A 12,869-nucleotide genomic window follows, 5' to 3' on the forward strand; every position below is an offset into this window, starting at 1 on the left:
CGAAACGAAGCCGGCCCGCGACCGGACCGGCTTCGTGAAACAATCGGCGGCGGGAGGCGTTCAGTATTTCACCGAACAGCCGTAGGGCTGCGTCTGGGCGCGCTCGATCGTGCCGCCCTCGCGCACCGCGGCGAGCGCGGCCGTCACATAGTTTTGAGCCTTCGCCAAATCGCGCTGGTTGGCGGAGGGGATACTGTCGATCGCGCCGTTGTAGACGAGATGGCCATCCGGGTTGATGACATACATGTGCGGTGTGGTTTTGGCCCCAAACATGCGGCCGACCTGCCCGTCTTGGTCACGGAAATACGCCGTCGGTGCAGCGTCGTGATCGGCCATCCATTTTGCCACTCGCGACGCATCGTAGTCGCCCTGGGCACCGGCGGAACCGGAGTTGATGGTCAACCACACCACCCCTTCTTCGGTCGCCGACTTCTGCAGGGCAGGCATGTTGCCGCTGCTGTAGTGTTTTACGACGAAGGGACACTCGGGGTTGACCCATTCCAACACCACCGTTTTGCCGCGAAAGTCGCTCAGTTGGTGCGTGTTTCCATCGATATCGGTCAGAGAAAAGTCCGGCGCAGCGGCGCCGACTTTGGCCGTGCTTGCCCCGGCGGACACCGCCAGAAGCGCGGAGGTCGTGAGGGCGAGAAAGGTGGATCGGAGTAGAGATTTCATAGGCAAGGTTTGGGAACGCGCGAAACCTAGCCCGAAACCCCGATTTCTCCAGTGGTGGCGGCACGCTTATGCTGGTGAACGTCTACGCCCCTTTACGAATCCCGACCGGATTGCCACAATCGTAAGGAGATTCCCTCAGCTTACGAGTTGCGGGCCACAGATTTGCATCACACAGTCCCGATCCTGTGCTGGGCTGGATCGCCGATGTTTTTCGAATCTGCTGGGGGTTCTTCTACTGGAACACCCGCAAATCCCTCTACCGAGGTGGTCGGGGCGGATCGGCGTGCCCTTGCCAGAACCTCTCCGACTCCGGCCGCGCTGGTCAAACCGGTTGCGACGCCGCGCTGCATTTCAGCAAACCCGCGCGCTTTCGCGTCGTCTGCCCGCTGCTCCAGCCCAACGCCGAGGGCAAACTCAAGTGCAGTGTCGACGCCCAGGACGTGCGCGCCTTCTGGGGCCGCCCCATCGCCTTTGTCGCGATCACCCTCGCGCTGACGCTCTCCACCGTCATTTTCGGCGCCTACGGAATCATGCGTGGTATCGGCTATCCGGTGACAGTCGAGATGATCGCGTGGCCGCCCAATTGGTCGAAGATCAACCAAGCCCGTTCGGCCTACTTCCTCACCCAGGCCGAGAATGCCTACCAAACCGGTGACCTCAACGGTCTGGCGCTCTCGCTGTCATTGGCTTATGAATACGACCCGGCCAACTACGACGCGGGGCTTTCGCTCGCCAAGTTGTGGCAGGCCAGCCGACCCGACGTTTCGAATCATCTGTATGAACAGTTGATGCGAGACCACCCCGCGGAGCGCACCCGCACCGCCCAGACCTGGCTGCGCGCGCTCCTGCCACGCGCCGATTATGCGGCGATCGAGAACCTCGCCGCGCGCGCGCTCACCTTCGACCCGGACATGGTCCCCGCCTGGGTGCATGCCCTGCTCTTCGCCAATGAACGCACCGGCAACACCGCCCTGCTCACCCACATCCTGCAGCAGGAGGACAATCTCGCCCCCGGTGTCCGCGAGGTGCTCACCCTGGAAACGGAAATTCGCGCGCGGCCGATCAGTTTCTCGCTCAACATTCTCGGACATCTGCCGCCGCCCAGCATGCCCAACTTTGTGGTCTATTACCAACTGCGCCGGCTCATCAGTCTGGGCAATCCCGCGCGGGCCTTGGAGTTGATCAACGAACTTTCCCAGCGCATCGGTGACCGCGATCGACTTTCGCTTCAGCTCAAGGCCTACGCCAAGGGTCAGTTCCGCCAAGCTTACCTTGCCCTCGTCGATCAACTCACCCGCTTGGAGCCCAGCCTCGTGCAGGTGGAACTCCTCAGTGCCCACCTAATCCAACACCCCGATCCCGAGCTCTACCAACTGGTGCGAACGCGCATCGACCCCATGCGCTTGACCAACGCCGGCGAGCGCCTCTCCACCCTCGTCGACCTCTACTGCCTCGCGGGCGCCCACCAGGACACGGTCCAGCAGGACAAGCTGGCGGGCGTCCTGCGCCAGGAGACCGGCACCGCCTTCAACTCGCTCGAAGTCATCAGCGCGATGATGCAAAACCCCGTGCAGGTGCGCATCGAACGCACCCTGCCGACCCTGCAACCCTTGTCCCTCGAAATGACCTACGCCATGTTGGCCCGTTTCGAGCCGGAGAAGAAATGAACGACGTCGCCTGCCGTCCTTGGCGCGAGGTGCCGGCCCTCATGCGCAACATGGGCCGGAGCGCCTGGCTGCTGCCCGTCTGGGTCGCGGTTCTGGTCGGGGCGTGGCTGGGGCGCATCATCCCGGAGTGGTCCTCCAACCCCGATCTTTCGCACGGCTTCTTCGTGCCGGTGTTGTTCGCCGTGCTCATCCACGAGAGCCGTCAACGCGGCCCCCTTCGCTGGTTGCCTGTATCCAAATTATGGATCAGCACCGTGGTTGTCGCGCTCTTGCTGGGTGGAGCCCTGCTTCTGGTCGGGTCGCTCTACGCCGCCGCCCTGGACTGGTCGCACACACTCGTCCTCTTCATGCTGGGCCTCGCCGCCGCCGGTGGCCTCGGTGCCTTTCTGCTCATCGCGGCCACCCCGCAAGTGCGTTTGGTGCCCTTCAACTGGGTGGCCTTCGTCGGGCTGTTGCTGTGGGTGCTTTGCCTGCCCCTGCCGCCCGGCACCTACGGCAAACTCACCTTCCACCTGCAACTATGGGTGACCGAACGCGTGCTGGAGGCCCTGCACCTGCTCGGCATTCCCGCGGTGCAATCCGGCAACATCATCGAGCTGGCCACCACCACCGTCGGCGTCGAGGACGCCTGCAGCGGTGTCCGCAGCCTGCTCTCCTGCATCTTCGCCGGCTTCTTTTTCTCCGCTGCCTTTGTCCGCCGCGTGCCCAGTCGGGTTGCCCTCATCGTGCTCGCGCCGCTGCTGGCGATCGGGATGAACTTCATCCGCTCGCTGCTGCTCACCCTGCTCGCCAACCGCGGCGTCGACATCAACGGGTTTTGGCACGATGCGACCGGGTTCGCCATCCTCGGCGTCACCGCCGTCGGCCTCGGTCTGCTCGCGCTGTTGCTGGAAAAACTGGAGGACGCCGCGCCCGCCGCCGCCCCTGTCACCGACGCAGCGGAGCTCGATGACCCCACGTCCACCGCCCGGGTGCGGCGCACGCTGCCGATCTTCCACGCCGGTTACGGACTCGCCGTCGCCTGCGCCTTGTTCTTTGCCTTCATGACCCGCTCGGCCGCGCCGAGCTCATTTGCGGCACCCGACGTCTTGTCCTTCATGCCGGCGAATCCCCCGGGATGGCGCGTTGGCACGAGCAGCGACCTCTATCGCTTCTCCGACATTCTCGCGACCGACAACCTGGGCCAACGCATCTACCTCAAGGAGGACGACGCGGGCGAGCTGCTGCAGATCACACTCTACATCGCCTACTGGTCGCCCGGCCGCGCCCCCGTCAGCACCGTGGCCACTCACACGCCCGACGCCTGCTGGCCCGGCGCGGGTTGGACCGCGCAACCGGTCGACCAAACCACCGTGCGCCTGCCCCTCGGCACGCGCGAACTCAACACCGCCGAATTCCGCCGTTTCGACAACCAACGCATCAGCCAGAACGTGTGGTTCTGGCACAGCTACGACCGCCGCGTGATCCGGGACTTCAACCCCCGCGAACCGCTGGAGCTGTTGTCCTCCTTGTTCGCCTACGGCATTCGCAGCGAAGGCGAACAGATGTTCGTCCGCCTCTCCAGCAACCGCCCGTGGGAGCAGATCAAGCACGAGCCGCTGCTGCGGGATATATTCAACCGCCTTGAGCCTTACGGCATCTGACCCGATGCTTTTCAAACTCACGCATCGCGAACGCACGGCGCTGGTTTGGCTCGCCGTCTTCATCGTGCTGGGCGTGATTGGTCTCGCCGTTTTGTGAGATGACCGATCAACCCGCCCGTCCCTCCCGATCCCTCCTGCCGTGGCTCATCGCCGCGATCGCGCTTTGTGGCTCGGGCTGGCTGGGGCTGCTGGCTTTTCAGCTCAAAGGCCGCGCCAGTCTCGCCGAGCAAAGCGCCCAACTCGCCGACGCCGAGATCCAAGCCTTGGCGCACGACCTCGAGATCGAGCGTCTGCTCTCCCAACGCCTCGCGGGCGACACCGTCGACCTCGCGCAGGCACGCGTCGCTTTACTCTCCGCCGCCAGCGCCGGCGCGCAACCGGCCTATGCTGTGGTCTGGTCGCCCACGAGCGGCGATGGGGTGATCATCGTGACCAGCGCATCCCCCAGCTCCGCCCAACCCCACTTTGCGTTGCAGGCAACCCGCCGCATTTCCAGCGATCACCTGGAGAGCGACGAAGTTTTCAGCGCAGCGGTTCCGCCCGATTTCCAACGCGGCCTTTTTCACTACCGCCCGGCGCACCCCGAGACGGTCAGCGCTTTTAGTTTGCGCATCACCACACAAAACTCGGCCGAACCCGCCCTCCGTTTGGGCGGCGAATTGCGCCCCTGAAACCGGTCAAACCCGGCCCCCTCACGCCGGTTTTACACACTTGCCACGCTGCGGAGGGCCCCGCAGCTTGCGCCCCATGGTCATAAAACCCCGTGTTCGCGGCTTCGTCTGCGTCACCGCCCATCCCGAGGGTTGCGCGGCGCACATCCAACAACAGATCGACTACGTGAAGTCGAAGGGCGCCATCTCGGATGGCCCCAAGAACGTGCTCGTCATCGGCTCCTCCACCGGTTTCGGCCTCGCTTCACGCATCTCCGCCGCCTTTGGCTGCGGCTCCAAAACGATCGGTGTCTTCTTCGAAAGACCCTCCGAGGAGGACCGCCTGGGCACGGCCGGTTGGTATAACACCATCGCCTTCACCGAAAAGGCCCGCGCCGAGGGACTCTACGCCCGCAATTTTAACGGCGACGCCTTCTCCACCGAAATCAAAGAGCAGGTCATCGCTGCCATCAAAGAGGACCTCGGCACCGTCGACCTCATCGTCTACTCCCTCGCCTCCCCCCGTCGCACCCACCCCGACACCGGCACCGTGCACAAGTCCGTGCTCAAGCCGGTCGGCACGACCTACAGTAACCGCACGGTGGATACCGACCGCGGCATCGTGAGCGACGTGACCATCGAACCGGCTTCCGACGACGAAATCGCCGACACCATCGCCGTCATGGGCGGCGACGATTGGGAACGCTGGATCAAGGCCCTCGACGAGGCCGCCGTCATCGCTGACGGCGCCACCTCGGTCGCCTACTCCTACATCGGTCCCGAGGTCACCTGGGACATCTACAAGAACGGCACCATTGGCCTCGCCAAGAACGACCTCGAAGCCGCCTGCAAACGCATCGACGCCCACCTCAAGACCAAGGGCTACGGTCGCGCCTTCATTTCGGTCAACAAGGCCCTCGTGTCGCAGGCCAGCTCGGCCATCCCGGTGGTCCCGCTTTACATTTCGATCCTTTACAAACTCATGAAGGCCAAGGGCACGCACGAGGCCTGCATCGAACAAATGCAACGCCTCTTTGCCGACCGGCTCTACTCCGGGAGCGATGTTCCTCTCGACGAGGCCGGCCGCATCCGCGTGGACGACTGGGAAATGCAGGACGACATCCAGGCCGGCGTGAAGGAAATCTGGCCGCAGGTGACGACCGAGAACCTCGAGGAACTCACCGACATCGCCGGCTACCGCGCCGAGTTTCTCAAAATGTTCGGCTTCGGCCTGCCCGGCATCGATTACGATGCCGACACCGAACCGCATCGTCCGATGATTTGATTAAAAAAGGCGCTCCCACCGGAGCGCCTTTTTTGTGCCGCGATCAGTCTTCGACTTCCGCCACGACCTGAATCTCGACCGTCGAATTCTTGGGCAGTCCCGCCACCGCCACCGCCGCGCGCGAGTGGCGCCCGGCCTCGCCCAACACAGCGATGAACAGGTCGCTCGCGCCGTTCACGACCGCCGGGCTGTCAGCGAAACCCGAAACCGCGTTCACGTATCCGCCCACATAAACGAGGCGCTTGATCTTTGCGAGTGAACCCACCGCGGACTTCAATACGCCGAGCGTGTTGAGCGCGCAAACCCGAGCCGACTCGTAACCGGTCTCGACGGACTGCTCCGCTCCCACCTGACCAGTGTGAGTCATCTCGCCATTGCGCACCGAGATGGTGCCGGCGCAGTAAACCAAGTTGCCCGTCCGCACATACGGCAGGTAGTTGCCACCGGCCGCAGGCGGCGGGGGCAGTTCGAGTCCGAGTTCAGCCAGTTTTGCTTCAGGATCCATGGCGCTAGCAAAGAACGCTTGGGCCGCCCTCCGCCAGTCGAATATCGCGCCAGGGCATTGCCATCATCCGTCCATCCGCAAACCTTCGCCCCATGGACTTCGCCGCTTGGCAATCCCTCCATCAATCCGATCCCGCCGCTGCGGCGGATCTGTTTCGCACCCGCCGGCGCGCCTTCACCGCGGCGCAGGACCGGGCGATCTGGGCGTCTCTCAGCGACGAGGCGGTTTGGACCGCCGAACCGCCCGCCAACGCGCCCCTGCGCGGTTTGCCCTTCGCCATCAAAGACCTGTTCCATCTCGCCGGCCACGCCACCGCCGGCAGCGGGAAACTGCCCGTCCGACGCGCTCGGCGCGACGGGACGCTGGTGGCGCGGCTGCGCGAACTGGGCGCCATTCCGGTCGGCAAGACCCACCTCCACGAGTTCGCCTACGGTCTGACCGGCGAGAATCCGCACTTCGGCAACGTCGACCATCCGTATCACCCCGGCCATGACGCGGGTGGATCGAGCAGTGGTTCGGCCGCCGCCGTCGCGGCCGGCCTGGTGCCGTTTGCCCTCGGCACCGACACCGGAGGCTCCCTGCGCGTGCCGGCTGCGTTTTGCGGACTCTACAGTTGGCGCGAAACGCCGGGACACCCGTGGATCGCCGACGCCTTCCCGCTCGCCCCCAGCTTCGATACCGCAGGTTGGTTGGTGCGATCGCCTGCTGATCTACGTCGCCTGCACGTGGCCCTGCGTGGCGCGTTTCCCCAGCCCCCGTGCCGACCCCGCGGCGCATGGGCACCGCCGTCCCTTTTCGAAGTTGAATGCCCACCGGCGGCGACGGCCGCCCTGAGCGCGGCCGCCGCGTCGCTGACCACCCGGACCTTGACCGCCGAAGATCCATTGTGCCGCACTTTCGCCGGCAGCAATCAGGCGTATTCCATCCTGCAAAGCACCGAGGCCTACGGTATCCACCACGACACGCTGGACCGCCGCCGGGCCGACTACGGCGAGGCCGTATGGCAACGCATCGATCGCGGCCGCCGCTGGACCGCCGCCGAAGTCGATCAGGCTCGTCTCCACCTGCTCAAGGTGCGCCTCGCGTTCACCCGTTTTTTCGCGGACCACGACTTTCTGGTGATGCCGGTTTCCACGTTGCCCGCACCAACGGCCGAGCAACGCAACCAGGCGCTGCGCGACACCCTGCTCAACCTCACAACGCCAGTCTCGCTCGCGGGTCTGCCGGCGCTTACGACGCCGGTGCCATTCGAAAACGATTTCACGCTGGGCCTCCAAGTCGTGTTTCCGAGCGTGCACAGCGCGGCGTTGGATTGGGTGCTCGGCCGGTGTGAAAGTTGCTGAACCCGGGTTGATATCATGATTCGCGCTGAAACCGACCAGGACTGGATCCTCATCACCCACCCCGACCACGCGAAGTTGGCGGGTGAATTTGCCGATGCTTGGGGCAACGATCGCTTCGCCCCGCCTGAACCTTTCGCACCGATTCGCCACGCGGTCTACCATCACGACGACGGTTGGCTGGCCCGGGATGCCAACCCTTCGCTGACTCCCGCCGGCAAACCGGAGGCCTTCACCCGCGATCTGGTCGGCGCCTATTCCGCTTTCGAAGAGATCGATCTGCCGGCCTACCTTGGTGTCCGCGCCGAAGCCACCGCCGCGGTCGCCCAAGCCGATCCCCTCGCCGCCGTCATCGTGTCGATGCACACGGTCAACCTGCTCACCGAGCAAGCCGACCTCGACAGCATCCGCCCCGAACATCGCGAGGTCCACGCGTCCTTTCTCGCCGCCCAACGCGACTGGCAGCAGACCACCATCGCTGCGCACGCCGCCGACCCCCGCGCCATGCAGCGGGGTTTCGAGTTCCTCCAATGCTGCGACAACCTTTCGCTGATTGTCTGCTCCGGCTACGACGAACCGCGTGAGCTCCGCCATCGCCACCCCGACCGCGCTGGCGATCTGCATACGCTCACCTGCACCCCCGTCGCCGCCCACACCTGGCGCATTGCGCCATGGCCCTTCGTCGAACCGGAGCTCTCCTTCACGCTGCCGCGCCGCACGCTCGCCAAATCCGCGGTGACCGATCTCGCGTCCTATCGCGCCGCTTTCGCCGCCGCGACGATCGTCCCGATCACGATCAAGCTCACCAGATAGTCGCCCTTGTAGCTGCGAGCGTAAGCGAGTGGCCTCCTACCCGCGCCGATACACCCGCGCCGCATTGCCGCCCAGCACCGCGGCCAGCACCTCGTCTCCCCAACCGGCTCCGGCCACCTCGGCGCGCCACCGCGCCAGTCCCGCCGCCTCGTCACCATCCTTCGGATACAAATTCAACGGATGATCCGAGCCCCATAAGAGTTTGGCGGGCCGGCACTGCGCCATCCACGCATCCCATCCCGGCGGCGGATACAGCAACGGGAACGCGGCCATATCGAACACCACATTGGGCAAGCGCAGCACCTCCGGTTTGAACCACGGCATCCTCCCGCCACCATGCGCCAGCACGAAGGTCGTGCGGGGGTGGCGCGTCGCCCAGCCCAAGAAGTCGCGCAAGGGCGTCTCCACCTTGCCCGGAAATGGCCGCGAGCGCGGGTCGGTCACATGCAGATTGATCGGCAGTTCCAACTCGCCGGCCAACGCGAACAGTTCGTCCCAGCGGCGGTCGTCGGCCGAACTCACGCTGTGCGGCGACAGTTCGCCGATGCCCACGAAACCCTGCTCCCGCCAAGTCCGTGCGACCTCGCAACCCAGCGCCGGATGCCAGGCGGCGCAGGCCCGCAAGCGATCCGGGTGCGCCGCCACCGCCCGCTCGAAGAATGCATTCTGCTGCTCGCACGCGGACGCCGTTTCCCAATACCACCCCAGCAGCACCGCCTCATCCACACCGGCCGCATCCATATCGCGCAACAGCTCGTCGACCGACGGGAATCCTTGCACCGGTGTGCCGTCTTTCCGCACGCGCGTGCACAGGGTTGCCCAGTGAGCTTCACCCTGCGCCTGCGCCCAGTCCGCCGGATCGGCATTTACCTCCGGTGGATATAGATGCACATGAGCGTCGATGACCCGCACCCCGGGAAATTCAGCCGTTGCCGCCTCGGGAGCAACCCACAAACCTGAGCGCCGTTTGGCACCGCCGATGCTCAGGCGACAGCTCAACTTCACCTCCCCGTCCGCCTCCTTCCATGCTGACTCGCTTCTTCAAGCTCTCTGAACACGGCACCACCGTCCCGCGCGAACTCCAAGCCGGCCTCACCACCTTCGCCGCCATGGCCTACATCCTGGCGGTCAATCCCACGATTCTCGCCGACACCGGGATGGATCGCGCCGCGCTGGTCACGGTCACCGCCATCACCGCCGCCGTCAGCACCATCCTGATGGCCCTGCTGACCAACTTCCCCTTGGCCCTCGCGCCCGGCATGGGCATCAACGCCTTTTTCACCTACTCGATCGTGATCGGCGCCGGCGTGCCGTGGCAACAGGCGCTCGGCATGGTCTTCGTCAACGGGGTCATCTTCCTCGCGCTCTCGGTGACCGGTGTGCGCGAAAAAATCGTCCGCGCCATCCCTTACCCCCTGAAGATCGCGATCACTTGCGGCATCGGCCTTTTCATCGCGTTCATCGGCCTAAAGAACGGCGGCGTGATAGCGGCCAGCCCGGCGACCTTCGTCACCCACGGCGATTTCACCTCCGGCCCCGTGCTCGTGTGCCTCATCGGCATTGCGCTCACCATCATCCTCGTCGCCCGCGGCGTGCCGGCCGCGATCATCCTGGGCATCGTCATCACCTCGATCATCGGTCTTTTCGTCCCCGATGGCGCCGGCGGCAAAGTCACCAGCCTGCCCTCCAGTTGGATCGCCACGCCCGCCGACCCGAGCCCCGTTTTCCTTCAACTCGAGTTTGGCTTCCTCTCCAGTTGGTCCGCCTTCCAGATCGCCCTGCCACTCATCCTCACGCTGCTCATGGTCGATATGTTCGACAACATCGGCACCTTGATCGGCGTCACCAAACGCGCCGGTCTGCTCGACCAGGACGGCAACCTGCCCAAAGCCGGCAACGCCCTCGTCGCCGATTCCATCGCCGCCATCCTGAGTTCGCTCTTCGGCACCTCGACCGTCGTCAGCTACATTGAATCCGCTTCAGGCGTGGAAGCCGGCGGCCGCACCGGCCTGACTGGCATCACGGTCGCCGTGCTCATGCTCCTCGCGCTCTTCCTCACTCCGGTGATTCTCGCGGTGCCCGCTGCCGCCACCGCGCCGGCGCTCGTGGTGGTCGGCATCTTCATGCTGCAATCGGTCATCGAAATCAAAATGGACGACTTCCGCATCGCCGCTCCGGCCACGCTCATCATCCTTGCGATCCCGCTCACCTTCAGCATCGCCGAAGGCATCGGCCTCGGTCTGATCTGCGCCGCCCTGCTGGCACTCGCCAGCGGCAAGCCCAAGACCTTCCCGACGGTCGGCTACATCATCGCCGCCATCTTCTTCCTCCAATTCTTCCACATCTTCCCGTTCTCCGGCTGATTTGAACAAAGCGATTTTTCACAGAAGGAAACGAAGGAAACAAAGCCCAACCAGCGTGGTTGTTTTACAGAAGGAAACAGAGGTAAACGGAGCTGCTCCTGAGCACGCGATACCAAGAACCTGCGTTCACTTCTGTAACAACAAATCCGGCACCCTGCCGACCTCGGTTGCCCTCCGTTCCCTCCTGTAAAAACAGACCTCTGCTTTAGCGTTTCAGCCGATTAGCGTATTAACTCTGTCGCCATGTCCTCCGACACCGCCACGCCGCCCACCGCGGACGATACTTTCAACAACATTCCGCCCGAGTTCCAACGGTTGGTGGCCGAGATGCAGCACACCTTCGGCGCCGTGCCGCACGACAGCGAGCCGACAAACGACCGTCCCCTGCATGGCACCACGCTCTACGTGGCCACCTGCAACCTCGAGACGCGTTTCGGTCTCTTCCGCACCCACATTTTTCAGGACATCATCGACCGGCACTATATCATCGCACTCGCCTACGGCGATATCTCGGCCGCCGAGGTGCTTTACACCCGCCTGCACTCGTCCTGCGTCACCAGTGAAACGCTGCGCGGCTGCGACTGCGACTGCGTGCAGCAGCTCGAGGGCGCCTTCAAGGTCATTGCCGAAAAAGGCCATGGCATCCTCTTCTACCTCATGCAGGAAGGCCGCGGTGTCGGCTACGTCGGCAAGTCGCGCGACCGCATGATGGTGCAGGCTTCGTTGGATCAACTTTCCACGTTTCAGGCCTACGCCTCGATGGGCCTCAAGAAGGACCATCGCAACTACGACAACATCTCGGACATCTGTCGCCTGCTCGGCATCTCCGCGCCGTTCATTGTGCTGACGAACAATCCCGACAAAGTCGCCGCCCTGCGCAGCCAGGGTATCAAGGTCATCGATACAGAGACGCTGGAGTTTGAACCGTCGCCGTTCAACCTGGCTTATCTCACCTCCAAGGCGGCCAGCGGGCACATCCTGAGCCGCCCTTCCGCCACTCGCGTGAAACGCGCCCTGCCGCCGGAACAGGTCGTGCCGTTCAAGCCCCACGCCCTCCCTGACGCCAAACGCTTTGTCTACTCGGCCGCCTACTTTCTGCCGATGAAGCCGGTCGACAACGACATCCTGCTCAGTTCCGAGGATTTCCAGAGCCTGTTTGCCGAAAAGAAGATCGAGGACTACATGGCGGAGGAGAAGCCGCTCATCCGCGATTATCGCCTCATCCGCGGCAACCGCTTCTTCGTCACGATCGACCCGACCAATCTCAAGGCCTATCAGAAGGCCAACCCGGACGACCCGATCGTCGACCTCTTGACCACGCCCTATTGGTTCCGCGTCCACGTCTACTACGACATCGTGACCAGCCAGGAGTTTGTGATGCTCACCCACGGCACCACGCAGGCGCGCACCTACGACATCCCGGTCGTCCGCCTGCACAGCGAGTCATTGTTCAATCGTTTCCCGCTGCGTCAGCTGGGCAACCGCGACAAGCTCAAGCAGTCGGTGAAACGCATCGTCGAATACGGTGTCGGCATCGTGCAGCTCATCTACAACGACGGTCGCGGCGCCGGCTTCGGTGCCTACGCCACCGACCTTATGCTCACCCAGTCGAGCAAGGCCCTCTCCAGTGAAGAGGCCTACAAACGCATCGGCGTCGGCTACGACAGCCGCGACTACGAAGCATCGATGATCCTGCTCAAGCACCACGTGCGCGGTGGCACCATCCAGATGATCATGAACTCGCCTTCAAGCCTGGTGCGGAAGACCGAATACGCCCAGGCCCTGCAAAAGCAGCACCTCGACGTCGAAAAATGGATCTTCCTCGACGAAGATTCCATCGGCGAATGACCGACTGACAGGTTTTACAGAAGGCAACGAAGCGAACGAAGCCGATCCACCGAATGCGTTCTACAGGAGGAAACGAAGGA

11 protein-coding genes are annotated in these 12,869 nt (G+C 64.0%); 8 read left to right on the plus strand and 3 right to left on the minus strand.

What is annotated here, in order from left to right; all coding sequences use genetic code 11:
• Nucleotides 1-60 precede the first annotated feature (60 nt).
• A complete protein-coding gene (locus AC0MRV_RS16055) occupies nt 61-675 on the minus strand; it encodes a thioredoxin family protein (RefSeq protein ID WP_472765515.1) in 615 nt (204 codons plus the stop codon).
• 185 nt (nt 676-860) lie between these two features.
• On the opposite strand from AC0MRV_RS16055, the gene AC0MRV_RS16060 reads away from it, so the two are divergent.
• From AC0MRV_RS16060 to fabV, 4 genes are all read left to right on the plus strand, one after another.
• Nucleotides 861-2,342, plus strand: coding sequence for a tetratricopeptide repeat protein (locus tag AC0MRV_RS16060; protein ID WP_472765516.1), 1,482 nt, complete (start codon nt 861-863; stop codon nt 2,340-2,342).
• Entirely contained in the window at nt 2,339-3,985 is a 1,647-nt protein-coding gene (locus AC0MRV_RS16065; RefSeq protein WP_472765517.1) for an exosortase/archaeosortase family protein, read from the plus strand. The genes AC0MRV_RS16060 and AC0MRV_RS16065 overlap by 4 nt, the downstream gene beginning before the upstream one ends.
• A 98-nt stretch (nt 3,986-4,083) precedes the next feature.
• On the plus strand, nt 4,084-4,656 hold the full coding sequence (locus tag AC0MRV_RS16070; protein WP_472765518.1) for a hypothetical protein: 573 nt from the start codon (nt 4,084-4,086) through the stop codon (nt 4,654-4,656).
• 76 nt (nt 4,657-4,732) lie between these two features.
• The gene (fabV, locus tag AC0MRV_RS16075; protein ID WP_472765519.1) at nt 4,733-5,920 is read left to right on the plus strand and encodes an enoyl-ACP reductase FabV; all 1,188 of its coding nucleotides are present in this window, start codon (nt 4,733-4,735) and stop codon (nt 5,918-5,920) included.
• A 43-nt stretch (nt 5,921-5,963) separates the two neighbouring features.
• On the opposite strand, the gene AC0MRV_RS16080 is transcribed toward fabV, so the two are convergent.
• Nucleotides 5,964-6,425: a RidA family protein gene (locus tag AC0MRV_RS16080; RefSeq protein WP_472765520.1), complete on the minus strand. Its 462-nt coding sequence runs from the start codon at nt 6,423-6,425 to the stop codon at nt 5,964-5,966.
• Between the two features lie 92 nt (nt 6,426-6,517).
• Between AC0MRV_RS16080 and AC0MRV_RS16085 the strand changes: the two genes are divergently transcribed.
• The gene (locus AC0MRV_RS16085; protein WP_472765521.1) at nt 6,518-7,768 is read left to right on the plus strand and encodes an amidase; all 1,251 of its coding nucleotides are present in this window, start codon (nt 6,518-6,520) and stop codon (nt 7,766-7,768) included.
• 15 nt (nt 7,769-7,783) lie between these two features.
• A complete protein-coding gene (locus tag AC0MRV_RS16090; protein ID WP_472765522.1) occupies nt 7,784-8,578 on the plus strand; it encodes a DUF3891 family protein in 795 nt (264 codons plus the stop codon).
• A gap of 36 nt (nt 8,579-8,614) precedes the next feature.
• Here the strand turns inward: AC0MRV_RS16090 and AC0MRV_RS16095 are convergent, their stop codons facing one another.
• Nucleotides 8,615-9,469, minus strand: coding sequence for an amidohydrolase family protein (locus tag AC0MRV_RS16095; protein ID WP_472765523.1), 855 nt, complete (start codon nt 9,467-9,469; stop codon nt 8,615-8,617).
• Between the two features lie 134 nt (nt 9,470-9,603).
• On the opposite strand from AC0MRV_RS16095, the gene AC0MRV_RS16100 reads away from it, so the two are divergent.
• Both AC0MRV_RS16100 and AC0MRV_RS16105 read left to right on the plus strand, forming a co-directional pair.
• On the plus strand, nt 9,604-10,941 hold the full coding sequence (locus AC0MRV_RS16100; protein WP_472765524.1) for an NCS2 family permease: 1,338 nt from the start codon (nt 9,604-9,606) through the stop codon (nt 10,939-10,941).
• A 243-nt stretch (nt 10,942-11,184) separates the two neighbouring features.
• Nucleotides 11,185-12,789, plus strand: coding sequence for a GTP cyclohydrolase II (locus tag AC0MRV_RS16105; RefSeq protein WP_472765525.1), 1,605 nt, complete (start codon nt 11,185-11,187; stop codon nt 12,787-12,789).
• The last annotated feature ends 80 nt before the right edge of the window (nt 12,790-12,869 follow it).

Source organism: Actomonas spartinae, from assembly GCF_051209155.1.
In the GTDB taxonomy this organism is placed as follows: Bacteria; Verrucomicrobiota; Verrucomicrobiia; order Opitutales; family Opitutaceae; genus Actomonas.